Source organism: Corallococcus sp. CA041A (assembly GCF_003612075.1).
Classification (GTDB): domain Bacteria; phylum Myxococcota; class Myxococcia; order Myxococcales; family Myxococcaceae; genus Corallococcus; species Corallococcus exiguus.
In genome coordinates, this window is sequence record NZ_RAWF01000042.1 from 24470 (window position 1) to 43857 (window position 19388).

Consider the following 19388-nt stretch of genomic DNA (forward strand, 5'->3'; position numbering starts at 1 on the left):
CCCTCTTCTTCCCTGGGTATCTGAATGCTCAAGACCTTCATTTCACGGCCCATCTTCACCGCCATGCTGATGCTGGCGGTGGTGGTGTTCGGCCTGTTCGCCTATCCGAAGATCGGCGTGGATCAGTTCCCCGACGTCGACTTCCCCGTCGTCACCGTGACGACCGTCCTCCCGGGCGCGGACCCGGAGAGCATGGAGAAGAACGTCTCCGACCCGCTGGAGGAGGCGCTCAACACGCTCAACGGCGTGGACACGCTCAAGTCCATCAACCTGGAGAGCGTTTCGCAGATCGTCGTGCAGTTCAAGCTGTCCACCAAGGTGGACCTCGCGGCGCAGGACGTGCGTGACCGCGTCCAGGCCACGTTGAGCAAGCTGCCGGATGAGGTGGAGACGCCCGTCGTCGAGAAATTCGACATCGGCGCCGCCCCCATCATCACGCTGGCGCTCGCGGGCGCCCTGCCGGTGGAGGAGCTGACGCGCATCGCGGACGACATCGTGAAGCCGGCGCTCCAGCGCAACCAGGGCGTGGGCAGCATCGACATCGTCGGTGGCCGTGAGCGGGAGATCCAGCTGGTGGTGGATCCGAACCGCCTGCGCGGCTTCGGTCTGGCCATCAGCGATGTCAGCCAGGCGCTCAAGGCCCAGAGCCTGGACGTCCCTGGCGGCCGCAGCATGGACAGCGGCCGTGAGCGCGTGGTGCGCCTGACCTCCGAAGCGAAGAGCGTGGAGGACATCCGCAACATCATCATCACCAGCTCCGGCGGCGCGCCGGTCCGCGTGCGCGACATCGCGGAGGTGGTGGACGGTCCCGCCGAGCAGCGCTCGGGCGCGAAGAGCGGCGATCGCAGCGCGGTGGCGATGGTGGTGCGCAAGCAGTCCGGCTCCAACACCGTGCAGGTGGCGGACCTGGTGCAGGAGTCGCTCGCGGACATCAACAAGACGCTGCCCGCGGGCATCCAGGTGGAGACGGTGACGGACAACGCGCGGTTCATCCGCTCGTCCATCCACGCGGTGCAGGAGGACCTCATCCTGGGCGGCGTGCTCGCCGTCCTCATCGTGCTGGTGTTCCTGCGCAACCTGCGCTCCACCATCGTGGCGGCCATCGCGCTGCCGGTGTCCGTGGTCGGTACGTTCGCGGTGATGGCGGCGCTGGGCTTCACCTTCAACATGATCACGATGCTCGCGCTGACCCTGTCCATCGGTCTGCTCATCGACGACGCCATCGTGGTCATCGAGAACATCGTCCGTCACATGGAAGAGGGCGCCTCGCCCATGCAGGCCGCGCTGGAGGGCGCCGGACAGATTGCCCTCGCGGTGCTCGCGGTGACGCTGGCCATCGTGGCGGTGTTCATCCCGGTGGCCTTCATGGACGGCATGATCGGCAAGTTCTTCTACCAGTTCGGCGTCACGGTGGCGGTGGCCACGCTCATCTCCTACGTGGTGTCCATGACGCTCACGCCGATGCTCTCCTCGCGCCTCTTGCGTGAGCACGGGCACCCGACGGGCATCTCCGCGGCGGTGGAGAAGGTGCTGGTGGGCATGGAGAACGGCTACCGGAAGATCCTGGGTGGCATCCTCCGGCAGCGCGCCCTCACGATGGTCGTCGCGGTGGTGGTGCTCCTCGCGACCTTCGGCATGGCCCGCTTCCTCAAGTTCACGTTCATCCCGGAGCAGGACAACGGCAACATCAAGCTGACGGTGGAGCTGCCCATCGGGTCCACCATCCACCAGACCCAGACGCAGCTGGACACCTTCGCGGCCCAGGTGCGGTCGCTGCCGGGCATCGCCTCCACGTTCACCACCGCCGGTGGCGGTGTGCAGGAGGAGGTCCACAAGGGTGAGGTGCTCATCAACCTGAAGCCGGTGAAGGACCGCGCCTTCAAGCAGAGCGAGCTCAAGGCCTACCTGCGCCAGACCATCAAGGCGCCCCCGGGTGTCGTGGTGGCCGTGCAGGACGTGGCCGCGGTGTCAGGTGGTGGCGCGCGTTCGCAGCAGGTGCAGTTCAACCTGCGCGGCGACAACTGGAAGGAGCTGACGGAGTCCGCGGAGAAGATGCGACAGGCGATGCTCAAGAACCCGGGCCTCACCGACGTGGACATGACGTACCGCTCCGGCAAGCCGCAGTACGACGTGCAGGTGGACCGCGACCGCGCGGCCACGCTGGGCGTGCCGGCCGCGTCCCTGGGCGCCACGCTGCGGTCCTACCTGGGCCGGGACAAGGTGCTGGACTACCGCGAGGGCGGTGAGACGTACGAGGTGAAGCTGCGCCTGCCGCCGGAGACGCTGGCCTCCGCGGACGCGCTCGGCCAGCTGGCCGTGCGTGCGCCGTCCGGGCAGTTGGTGGAGCTGCGCAACCTGGGCCGCATCGTCCCCGCCGAGGGCCCGGTGCAGATCGACCGCCAGGCGCAGCGGCGGCAGATCACCATGCTGGCGAACCTCAAGGAGGGCTACGCGCTCTCCGACGCCATCACCTACATGCAGGGCTACGCTTCCACGGAACTGCCCAAGAGCGTCGTGGGCGAACTGGAAGGCAACGCGAAGGAGCTGGGCAAGTCCGTGGCCGCGTTCGGCACCGCGCTGCTGTTGGGCATCATCCTCATCTACATGATCCTCGCGGCGCAGTTCGAAAGCCTCATCCACCCGTTCACGATCATGCTGTCCCTGCCCTTCGCCTTCATCGGGGCCATTGGCGGCCTGCTGATCACGGGCCAGTACATGTCCATGTTCGCCCTCATCGGCGTCATCATGCTCATGGGTCTGGTGGTGAAGAACGGCATCCTCCTGGTGGACTTCACGCTGCAGGTCCGTGAGAAGGGCCGCACGGCGCACGAGGCGCTCCTCGAGGCCGCTCCGGTGCGTCTGCGCCCCATCCTGATGACGACCATCGCGATGATCGCCGGCATGATCCCGGTGGCCATCGCGAAGGGCGACGGCGCGGAGACGCGCGCGCCCATGGCCATCACCATCATCGGAGGCCTCGTCACCTCCACGTTCCTCACGCTGGGCGTGGTGCCGGTGGTGTACTCGCTGCTGGATCAGCTGGCCGCGCGCTTCAAGCGCGACAAGGGCAGCGACACGGGCTTCGCGGGGGGCTCCGGCCCGGCGCACGGTCCGTCCAACCAGGACCGTGAGCGGGAGGCCGCTGCGGCCGCGGCTCGAGTGGAGACGGCCTGATGCGCCGACCCACCTCCATCACCTCCCCCTCGGAGTCCGAAGTGCGCTCCGAGGGGAAGGACGAGGCCGCTGACGAGAAGGCCGTGATGGAGCGCCTGCTCCAGGATGGGGACCAGTCCACGCCGGACTCGCGCCGCTTCATGGGGCTCATCCGGGAGCTGGCCCACTTCCGCTCCCTGAGGGACCCGCTGGCGAGCCTCTGCGACGACATGCGGCTGACCCCCACCCAGGTGCACGCGCTTGGGTGGCTGGGCATGGACGGCCCCATCCAGGTGGGCGTGCTGGCGCAGCGCATCGGCATCACCAAGAAGACCATCACCGGCGTGGTGGACCGCCTGGAGGACATGGGCATGGTGGAGCGCGGCCGGGACGCGGAGGACCGGCGCGCCGTCACCGCCAAGCTCACCGACCGGGGTTGTGAAATCTACAAGGTCATCCAGTTGATGACGGACGCGGGCATCCGACGGTTGATGGGCCTGCTTCCCGAGGACGACCGCGAGGCGCTGTTCGGAATCATCGAGCGGATGCTCGCCCGCATGAAGGCCGGCGCCCCGCCGCGCTGAAGAGGGCACCCAGGTGCGTGGATGGGCGCGGGCTGCGACACTGCCCGCGCCCATGCTCCCCTCCTTCGTGGCCCTGCTCGGGCTTGGCCTGAGCGCTGCTCCCCCGCCCTCCCCCGCCGCCCCTTCCGCGTCCGCGGTGCTCCACGCGCAGTGCCGCACGCACGGGGCGGATCCGTCCAGACCCTGGGCGCTCGCGCACGGCATGGACCTGGACGGGAAGTCCTTCCGCGCGCGGGATGGCCGCGCGGCCTCGGACGCCATCGTCGCGGGGTACCTGCGCCGCGACGCCCCCGACGCGGGAGGCACGGCCCGCTACTTCTTCGACGCCTTCACCCCGGACGGCACGCCCGTGGAGCCCCACCCGGCGCTCCAGGTGAAGACCTTCCTGCTCGCGGGTTACCCGCGCTCGCATGCGTTCCCCACGGCGTGGGGCAAGGTGACGCTGCGGGAGCTGGTGGCGTCGCTCCAGCACGACTTCCGCCCCGCGCTCGCCGCGTCGCCGGACGGTGCGTGGGCGCTGGACGCGCTGTCACACGTGCTGGAGCCCGGGGGCTCGTTCGTCAACAGCGCGGGAGAGACGGTGCGCATGGACGCGGTGATGGACACCGCGCTCGCCACGCTGGAGTCCGCGAACGCGGAGCTGCTCCGAGGCATGAAGGCAGGCCTTCCCCAGGTGCCCAAGAACAAGCAGGGCATCTACGCGCACCCGTGCGGCGGGCTCCACTTCTTCCAGGCCGTCGCGGGCTGGGCGCGCTTCCCCGCCGTGCGAAAGGCGTGGGGCCCGCGGCTGGACGCGCAGGTGGACGTGCTGGTGTACCGGCTGGGTTCGGAGGCGCGGCAGTACGAGGCCGCGCTCACCGCCGCGCCCGCGTACCGCATCCCGGTGCTGGTGCAGATGGTGAAGTTCCACGGCCACTTCCTGGAGGCGCTGGGGCGATACCGGGACGAGACGGGCTGGAAGCCCACGCCCGCGCAGGCGGTGGCGGTAGCGGAGGCGAAGGCCGCGCTGGAGCACGCGACGCTGAGGCTGGAGGCCACGGGCGCCTTCCGCGACACGGAGGCGCTGTCCAAGACGCAGCCCCAGCTCGCCCTGGACCTGGTGGGCGATGCGTGCCACGCGGCGCGCGGCTGGGACCTGTGGGCCTCCGCGAAGGCCCGTTGAGGCCCGAGGCTCTGGAGCCGCTCAGGGCCCGTCCTGACGCTGGCCTCCTGGCTTGAGCCGCAGGAGTCCCGCGGAGAGCGCCGCCTTCCCGGAGGCCATCCACCGGCGGCCCCGCTGCCGCGCGACCATCACCGAGCCCAGCACGAGCCGCTGCGCGCGCATCTGGAGCAGGTCCGCGCGCAACTCCATGGGCGTCACGGTGCGGATGCGGCCCTGCTCATAGGCTTCCGTGATGGCGCGGCGCTGGAGCTTGCCGCTGCTCGTCTTCTGGAGCTGGCCGTAGCGGATGAAGAGGACGTCCTCTTTCGCGAGCGTCACGCCCACCGTCTCCAGCACCGACTGGCAGACCTGCTTGCGGCTGTCCTCCAGGCGCTCCAACGCGGCCGGGTGGTTCACCTCCGCCAGCACCACGAGACGGCCCTTCACCTGGATGACGGCGGTGCGGCCCGGGCGGATGAAGCCCAGCCGCTCCACGGCCTGCTCGAAGTCCGCGGAGAAGAAGCTCTGCCCGTTCACCTTGATGCGGTCGTTGATCCGCCCGGTGATGAAGAGCTCGCCCTCCTTCTGGAAGCCCAGGTCGCCCGTGGCGTAGTAGCCGTCGTCGCCGCGCAGGGGCCGGTCGTCCAGGAAGTACGACGGCGCCAGGCTGCCGCCGCGCAACTCGATTTCGCCCAGCTCGCCCTCGCCGCACAACCGGCCGTCCTCCGCGCGCAGCCGCACCTCGAACTCCGTCAGCGGGCGGCCCACGGAGATGGCGGGCTGGCCGTTGGGCGCGGTGATGACGCGCACCGTCTGGCGCGGCGGCACGCTCGCGACCATCAGCACCGTCTCCGCCATGCCGTAGCAGGGCATGAACACGTCGCGCCGCAGGCCGCACGGGGCGAGGATGTCCAGGAACTGCTCCAGGTTGGGGATGTTGATGGGCTCGCTGCCCAGGTAGATGCTCTGCACACGCGACAGGTCCAGCCGCTTCAAGTCATCCGCGTCCGCCGACTTGAGCGACTTCAGCGCGTAGTCGATGGCGAAGTTGGGGATGACGGAGCCCATCACCTTCTCGGAGGAGATGAGCTCCAGCCAGCCCATGGGGTCCATCAGGAACGACGCGGGCTGGGCCAACAGCAGATCATTGCCCACCGTGATGCAGGTGAGCAGCCCGCCGATGAGTCCCATGTCGTGGTACAGCGGCAGCCAGCTCGTCACCCGGTCCTCGGACGTGCGGCTGTCGTGCCGGATGATCATCCGCAGGTTCGCGGCCAGGTTCTCCTGGGTGATGGGCACGCCCTTGGGGAACGACGTGGACCCCGACGAGAACTGCACGAACGCCAGCTCCCCGGGCGCCACCTCGCGCAGCTTCACCCCGGGACGCTTCGCGCCCGTGGGCGGCGGCGGCAGGCGCTCCAGGGGCAGCTCCAGTCCAGCGATGCTGGGCACGTCCAGCACGAGCAGCGCGCCATAGCGCTCGCGGATGCGCGCGAGGAAGTCCCGGTAGGGGCCCTTCGGCGTGCTCAGGATGTACGGCTTCACGGACAGGGGCACCGCGCCCAGCTCCATCAACCCCAGGAAGGCGAAGATGACGGACGAGGAGGTTTCGAAGGGCAGCACCACGCGCGTGCCCGGCGCCACGCCGCGCGCGCGGAAGTGTTCCGCCGCCCCGGCCACCCGGGAGGCGAACTCCCGGTAGGGCACGAACTCTGGCGGCCCGACGAAGTCGTCGTAGAGAAACAGGCCGCGCCGAGGGTCCACCGCTTCCAGTCGCTGGATGATGTCGAGCATGCGAAAAACTCCCCTCCTCCGGGTCCTTCAGTCCTTCAGTGCGAGGGCGCCACCTGGCGCATCCACGCGAGTACGCGAGGCAGCACCTCCGCGCGGGCGCGCTCTCCGCGCACCACGTCGAAGTGGCCCGCGTCCCAGCTCAGCCCCTGCGCGCGCCCCAGGACGAACAGATCCTTCCGGGCACTGCCCAGGTGGGCCACCAGCTTCTGCGCGCGCTGGGGTGACGCATGGAACACGTCCGCCGAGCCCACGCCCGCGAACACCGGCAGCGTCACGTTGCCCAGCGCGCTCCAGTAGTCCGTCGCGCCATCCGTGCTCCGGAACGCGCCCGTGGGCGCCCAGTCCGTGAACTGACGCATCACGCCCGCCGGCTCGTCCCAGGGCCCCTGCTTCAGCGCCTTCGCCGGGAAGCGCCCCAACATCCCCGCCACCGTGGACGAGAAGCCCAGCTGGAAGCGCTTCTTGAACCCGCCGTCGCTGTAGTCGTTCACCGCCGAGGACAGCGTGCACACACCGGACAGCGACGCCTGGAGCGAGGGGTCCACCCCCAGCGCCGCCAGCGCCGCGTAGCCCGCCATGCTGTGGGCCAGGAGGAACAGCGGCCCGGTGTGACGCGCGCGCACGGCCCGCACCAGGTCCGGGATGTCGTGGCGCACGTATGTGTCGAAGCTCCAGTTGTACGCGCGCTTCGCGGGCCAGCGGCTCTTGCCATGCCCGCGCAGGGACGCGACGTACGACACACAGCCCGCGTCCACGAACGTGCGCGCGAACCCATCCCCCTGCCCGCCCAGGAAGAAGCGGCCGTCTGAGAACAGCCCCGGCACGAAGAGGATGCCGGGCGCGGAGTCCGGCGTCCCGGACAGGCGCGCCTCCACGACGTGCAGCGCGTGCTCCTGGGACGTGGGCACCCAGAACTCCAGCGACGCGAGCTCCGGCTTCACGTTCGTGCTCATGGGCGCGGATCCTCGACAGGGGCCACCGGGGCGCGCGCGGCATCCAGGAACTGCTGCAGCGACGCGAGCGACCGGGCCCGCGCGTCCAGGAAGGCCACGCTCACCAGCGCCTCCACCGCCACCGGCCCGCCCACCGTCAGGAACACGCGCTGACGGAACCGCGCGCGGTAGTTGAGGCCGTCCGGCTCCAGCTCGTCCGCCGCGGGCGACTCCAGCTCCGTGTGCACCACCACGTCGCCCGGGGGAATCTCCCGGCGGTAGTCCACCTCCACGCGCGACACCACCGCCACCACCGGCCCCCCGCGCGTCAGCCCCTGCCGCTCCAGCCAGGCCCAACGGCCGGCCTCCAGGTACTCCAGCGTGGTGGCGTTGTTCACGTGCCCCAGGATGTCCAGGTCATTGGGACGCACGCGCAGCGTGAGTGACGACTCTTCGAAGTGCACGGGGGGATGTCCTTCGGCTGCCAGGGGGATGACAGCGACTTCAGGGGGACGGAGCGCGCGTCACGATGACCACCGTCGAGACGAACCCTCCGCTATGCGACAGCGATACAGAGACCTGCAGGCCCTCGCGCGCCAGGTGCTCCGCGAGCGTGCCGTGAAACTGGAAGCGCGGCGCGTGCCGGGCGTCGTGGACGAGCTCGGCGTCCGTCCAGAACCAACCGGCGACCGCGGGCAGCGCCTTGAAGAGGGCCTCCTTCGCGCTGAAGCCCGCCGCCAGGCTCTGCACCGGATCCGCCGCGCGCTCGAAGTGGGCGAGCTCCGCGGCGGTGAAGAAGACGTCCGGCTCCCGCAGGGCCCGTGCGGCCTCCAGCTCCGAGATGGCCTGGAGGTCGTGGCCCAGGCCCATCAACACCCGACGAGGTCCATCCAGGTGTCCTCCAGCTCCTCTCGCGACGCCACCGTGATGCCGGTGATGCGCTTGAGGGCGTGGAAGATGAGCTGCTCCTTCTTGCGCAGCGCGTCCGGGGCATAGAAGCTCTCGCGGTGCTCCAGCTGATCCCACCAGTTGACGTGGGTATCGCGGTTCTCCACGCGCTCGCGCTTGCTGCCGTGCACCTCGCCGCCGTCGCGAAGGAAGAGGTGCGCCACCGCGAACGCCTCCTTCGCCTTGTACGCGCCGCTGTCCACCAGCGCCTTGGCGAAGGCGATGAAGTAGTTCATGTGCTGCACTTCGTCCGCGGCCACCTGCTTGAACAGCGCGCGCAGGCCCGGGTCCTGGACCATCTGCGAGCACTGGCCGTAGTCCACCGCCGCCACCACCTCGGAGATGGACAGCAGCGTGAGCGTGCGCAGCATGTCGTCGTCGGGGAAGACCTTGCGGAACTCGATGAAGGTGGCGTCGGTGATGGGCTCCAGCCCCAGCACCGAGGACAGGCGGTTGAACGCCGTCTCGTGGTGCGCCTCCTCCTCGTTCCAGTAGCGGCTCCACGTGCCGCACGCCTGCATGATGGAGGCGACGGTGGGGTTCTTCTCCTGCCACCGGCGGCACTCCTGATCCGCCAGCCGCTCCAGCCGGTCCGCGCCCGGCTTCGTCGTCAGCTCCGCCCGCCCCGCGTTCCACACCAGGTGCCGGTCGGCTTCACCCACGTGCGCGAAGTCCACGTGGGAGAGCAGCTCCACCACGCTCCAGCGCCGCGACTCGTGCAGCCGCTGCTGCTCCCAGGTGATGTCCACCAGGGACCGCCCCCGCTGGGTGAGGGCTTCGTACAGCTCCGCCTGGATGGCCGGGCGGCTTTCGGGCGAGAGGACCTTGGGGGGGGTGACGGTCGCTTCTTCGTGCTCGAGGCTGCGCGCGAGGACGCTCATGCCGACTTCCGCTCCGGGTTCGTGACTTCACCCATGAACACCGCCAGGACCTTGGACACGGGTGTATCGAGGGACAGTGCCGGCAGGCGAACTCTCAGTCCATAATCCTTGCGCAACCCGTTGGAGGTGCGGGCAAAGGCTTCCATCAAGTCCACGCTGTTGGTCATGCGCTCTGAGCGTGTAATCAGCGCCGACAGTGTGAGGTCTTCGGAAAACAACTCTTCTTCCGTGAAACCCACGTTTTCCGCGAACTTCCGTCGGATATATGACTCGAGCTCCTGTGCGTCGGGCACGGGGGACCTTCCTTCCCAGGGCTTGAAAGTCGATTTCCCAGTCTAAAACAGGAAAGACTAACTGTGGCTCCAGACCTGTCAATCATCAACGGGTCACTTTGGATCCGCGTACGAACCCGTCCTCACGGGTTCGTTTCACGCGTCATTCATGCAATCAGGCGCGAGATTTCTTCGGCCGTGAAACCTGCGTCTTCCAAAATGACGCGCGAGTGCTGTCCGAGCGTGGGCGGTGGACGCAGTGCGACGTCGCCCATGCGCAGCGGCGTGAGCAGGTGCGTAACGCGAATGCCGCGCTGCGCATCATCCGTCTCCACGAAGAGGCCGCGCGCGCGCAGCTGCGGATCCGCGAGCACCTCGTCGCCTTCCGCCACCGGCTCCACGCAGAACTCCGCGCCGGAGAGCTGCTCACGCCAGTGCGCCAGGGGCTGGCTCGCGAAGACGCGGGTGAGCTCCGCCTTCACGCGCGCGCCGGCTTCGCCGCCGGAGTACGCGTCGTCCAACAGCTCCGGGCGGCCCAGCTTCGCGCAGAGCGAGCCGAAGAACTTGGGCTCCAGCGCGCCCACCGCGAGCCAGCGGTCGTCCGCGGTGCGATACAGGCCGTAGCTGGGAAAGCCGCCGTTGAGCGCCTCGCTTCCACGCTGGAGCGGTGAGCCCTCCTTCCCCATGAACAGGCGCGAGGCCAGGTGCAGGTGGAGGAACGCCAGCGCGCCGTCCGTCATGGACACGTCCACGAAGCGGCCCACGCCGGTGCGCTCGCGCTCATGCAGCGCGGCCAGGATGCCCACCAGCGCGAAGAGGCTTCCCCCGCCGATGTCCGCCATCTGCACGCCCGGGAACGCGGGCGCGCCACCGGCTTCTCCGCCGTAGCCCAGCAGGCCCGCGCGGGCCACGTAGTTGAGGTCATGCCCCGCCTTGAGCCGGTCCGGCCCCGTCTGGCCGTAGCCGGAGATGGCGCAGTAGATGAGCCGCGGGTTCTTCTGGCGCAGCACCGCCTCGCCCACGCCCAGCTTGTCCATGACGCCAGGGCGGAAGCTCTCCACCAGCACGTCGTAGTGGGACACCAGGCGCAGGAGCGCGTCACGGCCCTCGGGCGTCTTGAGGTTGAGCGTGAGCGAGCGCTTGTTGCGGTGCAGCCCGTAGTAGAGCGCGCCCTCCCCTTCGCGGTGCGGCGGCATGTGGCGGGTGGCGTCCCCCACGTCCGGGTCCTCCACCGTGTCCACGGTGGCACCCAGGTCCGCGAGCACCAGCGTCGCGTACGGGCCGGGCAAGAGGCGCGACAGGTCCAACACCCGCAGGCCCGCGAGGGGGGAAGACGGCTCAGACATGAAAGGGGGGCTCCAGGGGGAGATGGAGACATGCAGACGGCGCGTCCCCATCAGGGTGACGCGCCGTCGGTACGACACGAGACTCAGAGGCTCAGGACAGCAGCTTCGCCAGCTTCATGGCGAGGCCCATGTCCATCGGCTTGAACTTGAGCTTGCCCTGCATGGCGGCCATCTGCGGGTTCAGCTTGCCCTCGCGGATCTTCACGAAGTCGTCGTTGCTGACCGTGACGGTCATCTTCGACGCGCCGTTGAGACCCTCGGACACCCAGCCCTCCGTCTTGGTGGTGTCCAGCGTCCACTTGCCGCCACCGTCGCCGGAGACGTCGAAGTGGATGATGGCGTTGATGTCCTTCGCCAGCTCCGGCTTCGCCTGAAGCTTCTCGGGAATCTGCCCCTCGATGATGTCCTTCGCGGTCGCCATGACTCGCTCCTTGGTTTTAAGCGTTGATTGGTGAATCAGCCCTGCGCGGACCGTAGTGGTGCCCCACCGCTCCGGTCAAGCACGGCCACGGGAGGCGTGCTCAGACGCGAGAGGTGTCCGCCGAGGGGCTGAGGGACTGTCGCACCATCGACAGCAGGTCGTTGAGCTCGAAGGGCTTGGCCAGGTGGCCCATCGCGCCAATGTCCTTCGCCTTGCTGCCGACGTTGCGGTCCGCGCTGAGGACGATGATGGGGATGCCCGCGAAGGCAGGCTTCTGGCGCATGCGCTGGGCGAACTCCCAGCCGTCCATCACCGGCATCATCAGGTCCAGGAGGATGAGGTGCGGAGGGTCCGGCTCCAGGCGCTCCAGGGCCTCCTTGCCGTTGCGGGCACGGCGGATCTCGAAGCCTTCGGCCTCCAAAATCTCGGAGAGGGCCTCCAGGATGTCGGGATCATCGTCCACGACGAGCACCACGGGTGCTTCAGCATGCTGTGCGTTGAGCGAGGTCAGAGGTGTCTCCTCGATACCGCTTCCGGAGGTCGATCTTCCACCATCACTGGCCCCCCGGGTGCAAGAAATCAAGGGTCCCGCGGACGGAGAGGGAGCCCGTTGCAAAACCGACAGTCACTGCCCACCCTTCCGGTGATTCGAGGCTCGGCCAGGGGAGGTCCGCGTGACGTGGATGGGGGAGACGGCTGGAGGCAACGAAACCGCACCGGGGCTCGCGCTGTTGCCCCGTCAAGGGACACCCCGCCTGCTCGGTCCCCTGCTCCTGGACTACCTGGGGTTGGAGGCCCTGCCTCCCCTGCCGGCCGTCACAGGCATCGACGGGCTGATGGCCGCCGTGGGCTTCCGCCGCAAGGACGGCGAGCGCAACCTGTGGGAGCGCCAGGAGCGCACCGTCCTGGTGGGCGAAGAGCCGCTGGAGGACGGCGGACGGCTGGTCTGGGCGCTGCCGGTGCCCTGGAGCGCGGAGCCGGGTTCACCCCAGGTGCCCCAGGCTTCACCGTCAGGCGAGCGCGTGGAGGACCGCGTGCGCTTCCTGTCGCTCGCGTCGCACGACCTGCGCGGGTCGCTGGCCAACATCCGCTCGTACGCGGCGCTGCTGCTCAACGGGCGCATCCCGCTGGAGCCCAAGGCGCAGCGGGGGCTGGAGACCATCCTGCGCAACGCGGACCGGGCGCTCTCCTTCGCCCAGGACTTCTTCGACTCCAGCCGCGCGGACCTGGGCGCGCTGGCGTGTGAGCGCGAGCGCCAGGCGCTCCTGCCCATCCTGGATGCCGCGGTGGAGCGCACGCGGGCCGCGGCGTCCGCAGCCAACGTGGAGCTGGTGCTGGACACGCTGCCGGACCTGCCCGACGTGACCGTGGACTCGGGCCGCATCCAGCACGCGGTGGAGGCCTTCGTGCACCACCTGCTGGCGCGCGCGCAGCCGGGCGAGGCGCTCCACGTGCGCGCCGAGCGCCTGGGTCACCAGGTGCGGGTGGAGGTGCGCCGCGACGGCGCGGCCGTTCCAGAAGAGGACATCACCGCTGTCTTCCAGTGCGAGGAGCGCGCCTTCCGCGAGCGCAAGCTGGAGGATCCGCTGCGCGTCTTCCTGGCCCGGCAGGAGGTGGAGGCCCACGGCGGCCAGGTGGGCGCCCAGGCGGACGCGGGCGGCACCACCCTCTTCCTCACGTTGCCCTTATCGCTTCCAGCGGAACTCGGGCATCCAGCGGGCTGGCAGGCGTGAGCCCTGGCCGGCGGAGTTGCTAGCGCGACCCACCTCCCACCGGTATGCTCCCTCGCGCATTTCGTGAGGAGCGAAGCCATGGGATTGAAGCTTCCTGAGATTCTTCTGATTTTCGCGGCGCTGCTGCTGCTGTTCGGCGGCTCGCGGTTGCCGCAGCTCGGCTCGTCCCTGGGCAGCGCGCTCCGCAACTTCAAGCGCGGCTTCTCCAGCGACGAGGAGAAGGACGACGCTGGCGACAAGAAGACCGGCACGCTGTCCGCGTCCACCACCGTGGACAAGGACGTCGCCGCCAAGTCGCCCAGCCACCACGCCTGATTGCGGTTCCGTCCGGGTGGGCCCGGGAAGGCCCCGCCCCTGACGGCAAAAAGACATCGCTGAACGTTCACCCGTGACGCCCGTACCGTGACCGCTCGAAAGCGGCCTCGGACGGGCGTCGGGCTTTGGTGCGTCAGTCCATGACCTTCGCGCCTTCGTACATGGCGTCGATGGTCTTGATGTACTTCTGGCTGGCGACCTTGCGCTTCACCTTGAGGGTGGGCGTGAGCTCACCGGACTCCTGCGTGAAGTCCGCGTCCATGACGGCGATCTTCTTGATGCTGGAGTACGGAGGAATCTCCGCGTTCACCTTCTTGATGATCTCCTCGACGGCCGTCTTGATCTCCGGCCGCTGGGAGTTCTGCGCGTAGGTGCCCACCGCGATGCCCTTGTCCTCCAGCAGCTTGCGCGCCGGGTCCTCGGACACGGTGATCAACGCCACCAGGAACGGCCGCTTGTCGCCGTACACCATGGCCTGGCTGATGAGCGGGAAGGTCTTGAGCGTGTTCTCGATGTTCTGAGGCGCCACGTTCTTGCCGCCCGCGGTGACGATGATGTCCTTCTTGCGGTCGGTGATGCGCAGGTAGCTGTCGGAGTCCACCTCGCCGATGTCACCGGTGTGGAACCAGCCGTCCGGATCCAGCACCTCCGCGGTGGCGGCGGGGTTCTTGTAGTAGCCCTTCATCACGCAGGGGCCACGCACGAGAATCTCACCGTCCGCGGCGATCTTGATCTCCGTGCCCGGCACCGGCGGGCCCACGGTACCGATCTTGATCTTCTCCACCCGGTTGGCGTTGCACGGAGCGCTCGTCTCCGTGAGGCCGTAGCCCTCCAGCACCTTGAGGTCGAGCAGGTCGAAGAAGTAGGCGATCTTCCGGGACAGCGGCGCGCCGCCGGAGATGAAGATGCGCATGTTGCCGCCCAGCTTCTCGTCGAGCGTCTTGCGCACCTTGGAGAACACGAGCTTCTTCGCCAGGCTGAACATCAGCGTGTCGTACTCGCGCCCCTGGCCCTTGGCCTCGGAGTACTCGTCGAACAGGCCGAAGGCCCACTTGAAGAGCTTGCCCTTCACGCCGGGCGCCGCCGAGCCGTTGGCCACGACGTTGTTGTAGACCTTCTCGAACACGCGCGGCACGGACGGCAGCACCGTGGGGCGCGTCTCCGCCAGGTTCGCGAGCAGCTTGTCCACCGACTCCGCGATGATCAGCCGGAAGCCCATGGACAGCCACGCGGCCTTCACCACCTGGGCGAACACGTGCGCCAGGGGCAGGAAGAGCATGACGGAGTCCTCCGGCTTCATCATGCCCATGGCCTGGGTGGCCTTCGCTTCATAGGCCCAGTTGCCGTGGGTGAGGATGACGCCCTTGGGGTCGCCCGTGGTGCCGGAGGTGTAGACGAGCATGTTGGTCTCGTCCAACTTCACCTGCGACACGCGCTCGGTGAACGCGGACTCGGCCGCCTGCGGCTGGCCCTTGCCGGAGGCCACCATGTCCGCGAGCGACATCTCCTTGTCGCCGGAGATGGGGCCTTCGAAGACGACGATCTTCTGCAGCGTGGGGATGTCCCCCAGCTTGGAGCGCACGCGGGACAGGCGGCCCGCCTGCTTGGCGTCCTTCTCGTCGTTGTCGACGAGCAGCAGCTTCGTCTCCGAGTGGTTCAGGACGTAGCGGCACTCATCCGGCGTGTTGGAGCCATAGATGGGCACCGTGATGGCCTGGGCCGCGCTGATGGCCAGGTCCGCGATGATCCACTGCAAGCTGGTGTTGGCGAAGATGGCCACCCGGTCCCCGGGCTGAACGCCCTGGGCGATGAGGCCCGCCGCCTGCGCCTTCACGTCCTCCAGCACCTGCGCGAACGTGACGTCCTGCCAGCGTCCGTCCTTCTTGTGCGTCACGCCTACCTTGGAGGCGTTCTGTGCCCGCTGAACGAGCAACTGGACGAGGTTCTGCTCCTGCGTCCCGCCCGCCGCGGGAGCCGTCGTGACCTGACTCTCTGCCCTCACTTGAGCTCCTCCTGGATGTCGGCATCCACCTTCTTGGCCCACTGCTGCACGCGCTGCCCCTCAGCGGGGTTGTACGCGGTGCTTCCCTGCTTGACCTTCTCGACGGCCGCGCTCGCTTCCTTCGCCTTGCCGTCCTTCAGCAACGTCTCGGCAAGGTAGTAGTGCGCGCGCAGCGACTGCGGAAACTTGGCGATGGCCTTCTGGTAGTACTCGGCGGACTTGCCCAGGTCGCGCTTCGGCCAGGGCAGCTCATAGAAATAGCGCCCCTTCACCAGCCAGGGACCGCCGTACTCGTACGTGGCGTCGAGCTTCAGCGCGGTGTCCAGGCGCTCGTTGAACTTGCCCTCCAGCCCGTCGCCCAGCGCCTTCATGATTCCCACGGCCTGCGAGTAGGAACCGATGCCGCAGGCGGCGAAGTAGTAGCCCTCCACGCGCGCGGGCTGCAGCTTGGAGGCCTTGTCCCCGGCCTCCCAGGTCTGCTTGCCCAGGACCATCTTGAGCTTCTTCTCCGTGGCGCCGTCCGCCTGCCACTGGAGGATGCGCGCCTTTCGCCACGCCAGCTCGAAGTCGTCCGGCGCGGCCTTCAGCGCCTCGGACACGTCCTTGTCCAGCGCCTTCACGGACTCCGCGTCACTGCGCTTCGCGTACAACGCGTCGAGTTGGTCGAGCAGCGCGGGATCCGCAGCGTTCGCCGGGATGGCCCAAAGCACCCAAAGGGCAAGCAATTTCAAGCGCATCGAAAAGCCTTAGCACGCACGCTCGCCTACCATCAACCGAACGTGCCAGACGCAGCGCGGCAAAAACGAAGACGGGACCGGCAAGGTGTGAACACCCCGCCAGGTCCCGTCATCGATGCAACAGATGCTGCCTTTCGCGCTTGGCGCTTCAGGCCGCGTCGGCCGTGGCGGTGTGCTCCTCGTTCTCGTTGAAGGCGATGAGGTAGCGCTCCAGGAAGTTCTTCGTCTTCAGCTCCACCTGGCGCACGCGCTCGCGCGACACGCCCCAGCGCTGGCCCAGCTCCTCCAGCGTCAGCGGCTTGTCCTGCGTGAGGCGCTCCTGGAGGATGTCCCAGCCCAGGTCGCCAATGCGCTTGCGCACCTTGGACAGGGCATCCTGGATTTCGGTGTCCTGCTCGCGGGAGAGGAACGTCTCCTGCGGGGAGGGACCGCCGTCCTCCAGCCGGTCGAGGAAGGTCGTCTCGCCCTCCTCGTCGATGGTGGCGTCCAGCGAGAAGTCCACCATGCTGCCGCGCTCCGCCTCACCGCCGCGCACCTGGCTGCGGTTGTCCTTCAGATAGCGGGTGATGTAGGCGCGGATCCACCACACGGCATAGGTGGCGAAGCGCACGTTCTTCTTCGGGTCGAAGTGCTCGATGGCCTTCATGAGGCCGACGTTGCCTTCCTGGATGAGGTCGTCCAGGCGGGCCCCGCGGTTGGCGAACTTCTTCGCCACGGCGACCACGAAAGCGAGGTTGGAGCTGGCGAGCGTCTGTCGGGCGCTCTCGTCACCCTTGCGGGCCTGGCGAGCCAGTTCGTACTCCTGTTCACGCGTGAGCTGCTGGTGGCCGCCCAGGTGACGCAGGTAATGCGAAAGGCCCTCTGCCGCGAACTTCGTCGAGTTGGCCATGATTTCCCGTCCTTCCGTTCGAAACTGCCGGACGCGATGAATCCCCCGACGAACCGCGTCCACCTGTCACTAGGACGCGCAACGGCGGAAAGGGTTTCTCATTCCTTCCAAGAAGAGCGTTTCGCCCTCTCACCCTTGTCAAATGCCCGTCACGCACTCGCACTTCCGGGCCCTTGGAAGCGCGTGACGTGTCGGGTGGGACAGCACCTACGTTTCCGGTCACGAAGTCTTCAACGCTTGAGCGCGGGGAAGATTTTCTCGGGATTGAGCAGACCTGATGGATCGAAAAAGACCTTCAGGCGGCGCTGCAGTTCCAACAGCGCGGGCGATTGCTCCAGCGCCAGATATTCCCGCTTCGCGTGCCCCACGCCGTGCTCACCGGTGATGGTGCCCCCCAGCTCCACGGTGAGCACCAGCATGCGACGCAGCGCCTCGTCCACGAGGGGGCGCTGGCTGGGACCTTCGTACAGGATGTTGGCGTGCAGGTTGCCGTCGCCCGCATGGCCATACGTGGCCACGGTGAGCCCCAGCTCCGCGCCCATCTTCTTCAGCCGCTCGATGATCTCGGGAATTTTCGAGCGGGGTACCACGATGTCCTCGGAAATCTTGGCTGGCTTGAGCGCGCGCAGTGCCGGGGAAATCATCCGCCGCGCCGCCCACAGCTTTTCGCGCTGACCTTCGTCCTGGGCCACCAGGGTCTGGGTGGCCCCGTGCTGGGTGCAGATGTCCCCCAACAGTTGGAGCTCCGCGAACACGCCTTCGGGAGTGTTGCCGTCGACCTCGGCGATGAGGGCGGCGCCCGCGTCCGGGGGGAACTGGAAGCTGCCCCGGTGCACGATGGCCTGGACGGCGACCTCGTCGATGAGCTCCAGGCAGCGCGGCAGGATGCCGGCGGCGAGCACCGCGGAGACGCCCCGCGCCGCGTCCAGCACGGACGGGAACACCACCAGCGCGGTCATCACCTGGCGGGGCAGCGGAATCAGCTGCACCGTGATTTCAGTGGCCACGCCGAGCGTGCCCTCGGAGCCCACGAAGAGCCCCACCAGGTCATAGCCGGCCACGCCCTTGATGGTGCGCCGGCCCACGCGCAGCACCTCGCCGTCCGGCATCACCCACTCCAGGCCGATGACGTAGTCGCGCGTGACGCCGTACTTCAGGGCGCGCGGGCCGCCGGCGTTCTCCGCCACGTTGCCGCCCAGCGTGCAGAACTCCCAGGAGTTCGGATCCGGCGGATAGAAGAGGCCCTGGGCCTCCACGGCCTTCATCAGGTCGCCCGTCACCACGCCGGGCTCCACCACCGCGGTGAGGTCCTCCTTGGAGATGGAGCGGATGCGGTTCATGCGCTCCAGGCTGACCGCCATGCCGCCCTTCAGGGGCAGCGAGCCGCCGCTCTTGCCGCTGCGCGCGCCGCAGGGGGTGAAGGGCACGCCGTGTGCCTGGCACGCCTTGAAGATGGCGGACACCTGCGCGGTGGTCTCCGGCAGCAGGACGGCGTCAGGCCGGTACACGCCGCTGTCGGACTCGTCGCGCGCGTAGGCGTCGAGCGTGGACTCGTCGCGCTTCACCTGGCCCTGGGACAGCACGTCCGCCAGGGCCTCCAGCACCTTCGCCACGCGCTCGGGCGCCACCCGCTCGAAGGTCTGGGAGGCGGGGTTCATCGGCCCGCTCCCGTGCGAGCCCCCACGCGGGCCCACAGCTCGCGGCGCAGGGGGCCGTCGCGGCGCAGGCGTCCTTCATAGGCCTCCGCGTGGGTGACGGCGTCGCGTTGGTGATCGGCCCTCAGCCGCAGGCACGCCTGCTCCGCTTCCAGGATGCAGGCGGTGGCGGGACTGTCGAGCACTCGGGCGAGCGAACGCGCCACCTGCCGGGCCAGGTCCTCCTGGAGGATGAGCCGGTGCGCGAAGACATCCACCAGCGCGCCGATGCGTCCGAAGCCCACCACGCGCGAACCCGGCACGTAGGCCACGTGCGCGCGGCCGGTGAAGGGCAGCAGGTGGTGCGGGCACATGGAGTGGAAGCGCAGGTCCGTCACGACCACCAGTTCGCCGGAGGAGTCCGCGGGCGCGGGGTACGTCTTCCCGAGCGCCTCTTCGGGCGTGCGGCCGTAGCCGTCTAGGAAGCCGTTCGCCCACACGTCGGCCACGCGCGTGGGCGTGTCCAGCAGGTTCACGTCCTGGAGGTCGAGCCCCGCGGCGGTGAGGAAGTCGCGGACCGCCCGGGCCATACCGGCGGGGTCGGGG

General features: G+C 68.6%; 19 protein-coding genes. 5 read left to right on the forward strand and 14 right to left on the reverse strand.

The features are described 5' to 3' along the window. Window positions 1-24: 24 nt before the first annotated feature. From D7V77_RS10170 to D7V77_RS10180, 3 genes are read left to right on the forward strand one after another with little or no spacing between them, the layout of a single operon-like run. Window positions 25-3174: an efflux RND transporter permease subunit gene (locus tag D7V77_RS10170; protein WP_120576066.1), complete on the forward strand. Its 3150-nt coding sequence runs from the start codon at window positions 25-27 to the stop codon at window positions 3172-3174. Next, on the forward strand, window positions 3174-3737 hold the full coding sequence (locus D7V77_RS10175; RefSeq protein WP_120576067.1) for a MarR family winged helix-turn-helix transcriptional regulator: 564 nt from the start codon (window positions 3174-3176) through the stop codon (window positions 3735-3737). Before D7V77_RS10170 ends, D7V77_RS10175 begins: the two co-directional genes overlap by 1 nt. Window positions 3738-3789: 52 nt before the next feature. After that, window positions 3790-4899 (forward strand): hypothetical protein, encoded by a 1110-nt coding sequence (locus D7V77_RS10180; protein WP_120576068.1) that lies wholly within the window; start codon window positions 3790-3792, stop codon window positions 4897-4899. Window positions 4900-4920: 21 nt separating this feature from the next. Here the strand turns inward: D7V77_RS10180 and D7V77_RS10185 are convergent, their stop codons facing one another. The 9 genes from D7V77_RS10185 to D7V77_RS10225 all read right to left on the reverse strand — a co-directional run bounded on the left by D7V77_RS10185 (window position 4921) and on the right by D7V77_RS10225 (window position 11947). Beyond that, window positions 4921-6672: an AMP-binding protein gene (locus tag D7V77_RS10185; protein WP_120576069.1), complete on the reverse strand. Its 1752-nt coding sequence runs from the start codon at window positions 6670-6672 to the stop codon at window positions 4921-4923. A gap of 35 nt (window positions 6673-6707) precedes the next feature. Next, window positions 6708-7625, reverse strand: a complete 918-nt coding sequence (locus tag D7V77_RS10190) for an alpha/beta fold hydrolase (protein ID WP_120576070.1) — start codon at window positions 7623-7625, stop codon at window positions 6708-6710. Continuing rightward, the gene (locus D7V77_RS10195) at window positions 7622-8068 is read right to left on the reverse strand and encodes a thioesterase family protein (RefSeq protein WP_120576071.1); all 447 of its coding nucleotides are present in this window, start codon (window positions 8066-8068) and stop codon (window positions 7622-7624) included. Before D7V77_RS10195 ends, D7V77_RS10190 begins: the two co-directional genes overlap by 4 nt. Window positions 8069-8108: 40 nt before the next feature. Next, window positions 8109-8474 (reverse strand): holo-ACP synthase, encoded by a 366-nt coding sequence (locus D7V77_RS10200; RefSeq protein ID WP_120576072.1) that lies wholly within the window; start codon window positions 8472-8474, stop codon window positions 8109-8111. Further along, window positions 8474-9433 (reverse strand): ferritin-like domain-containing protein, encoded by a 960-nt coding sequence (locus tag D7V77_RS10205; protein WP_120576073.1) that lies wholly within the window; start codon window positions 9431-9433, stop codon window positions 8474-8476. Before D7V77_RS10205 ends, D7V77_RS10200 begins: the two co-directional genes overlap by 1 nt. After that, window positions 9430-9726 (reverse strand): hypothetical protein, encoded by a 297-nt coding sequence (locus tag D7V77_RS10210; RefSeq protein WP_120576074.1) that lies wholly within the window; start codon window positions 9724-9726, stop codon window positions 9430-9432. The genes D7V77_RS10205 and D7V77_RS10210 overlap by 4 nt, the downstream gene beginning before the upstream one ends. Window positions 9727-9872: 146 nt before the next feature. After that, complete coding sequence (locus D7V77_RS10215) at window positions 9873-11051, reverse strand: CaiB/BaiF CoA-transferase family protein (RefSeq protein WP_120576075.1); 1179 nt, start codon at window positions 11049-11051, stop codon at window positions 9873-9875. A 91-nt stretch (window positions 11052-11142) separates the two neighbouring features. Continuing rightward, window positions 11143-11472, reverse strand: coding sequence for an SCP2 sterol-binding domain-containing protein (locus D7V77_RS10220; protein ID WP_120576076.1), 330 nt, complete (start codon window positions 11470-11472; stop codon window positions 11143-11145). Between the two features lie 100 nt (window positions 11473-11572). After that, window positions 11573-11947 (reverse strand): response regulator, encoded by a 375-nt coding sequence (locus D7V77_RS10225; protein WP_120576077.1) that lies wholly within the window; start codon window positions 11945-11947, stop codon window positions 11573-11575. A gap of 208 nt (window positions 11948-12155) precedes the next feature. Between D7V77_RS10225 and D7V77_RS10230 the strand changes: the two genes are divergently transcribed. Together D7V77_RS10230 and D7V77_RS10235 are read left to right on the forward strand one after the other, a co-directional pair. Beyond that, entirely contained in the window at window positions 12156-13205 is a 1050-nt protein-coding gene (locus D7V77_RS10230) for a sensor histidine kinase KdpD (protein WP_120576084.1), read from the forward strand. Window positions 13206-13283: 78 nt separating this feature from the next. Next, window positions 13284-13520 carry a twin-arginine translocase TatA/TatE family subunit gene (locus D7V77_RS10235; protein ID WP_120576078.1) on the forward strand — a complete coding sequence of 79 codons (237 nt, stop codon included), beginning with the start codon at window positions 13284-13286 and terminating at the stop codon, window positions 13518-13520. Window positions 13521-13653: 133 nt separating this feature from the next. Here the strand turns inward: D7V77_RS10235 and D7V77_RS10240 are convergent, their stop codons facing one another. The 5 genes from D7V77_RS10240 to folE all read right to left on the reverse strand — a co-directional run. After that, window positions 13654-15522, reverse strand: a complete 1869-nt coding sequence (locus tag D7V77_RS10240; RefSeq protein ID WP_120576079.1) for a long-chain fatty acid--CoA ligase — start codon at window positions 15520-15522, stop codon at window positions 13654-13656. Beyond that, on the reverse strand, window positions 15519-16259 hold the full coding sequence (locus tag D7V77_RS10245) for a tetratricopeptide repeat protein (protein ID WP_120576080.1): 741 nt from the start codon (window positions 16257-16259) through the stop codon (window positions 15519-15521). Before D7V77_RS10245 ends, D7V77_RS10240 begins: the two co-directional genes overlap by 4 nt. Window positions 16260-16407: 148 nt before the next feature. Beyond that, on the reverse strand, window positions 16408-17148 hold the full coding sequence (locus D7V77_RS10250; RefSeq protein ID WP_120565939.1) for an RNA polymerase sigma factor RpoD/SigA: 741 nt from the start codon (window positions 17146-17148) through the stop codon (window positions 16408-16410). Between the two features lie 230 nt (window positions 17149-17378). Continuing rightward, on the reverse strand, window positions 17379-18806 hold the full coding sequence (locus tag D7V77_RS10255; protein ID WP_120576081.1) for an FAD-binding oxidoreductase: 1428 nt from the start codon (window positions 18804-18806) through the stop codon (window positions 17379-17381). After that, window positions 18803-19388: GTP cyclohydrolase I (folE, locus tag D7V77_RS10260; protein WP_233596790.1), on the reverse strand; the 586-nt coding region annotated here is incomplete at its 5' end. The genes folE and D7V77_RS10255, both read right to left, overlap by 4 nt.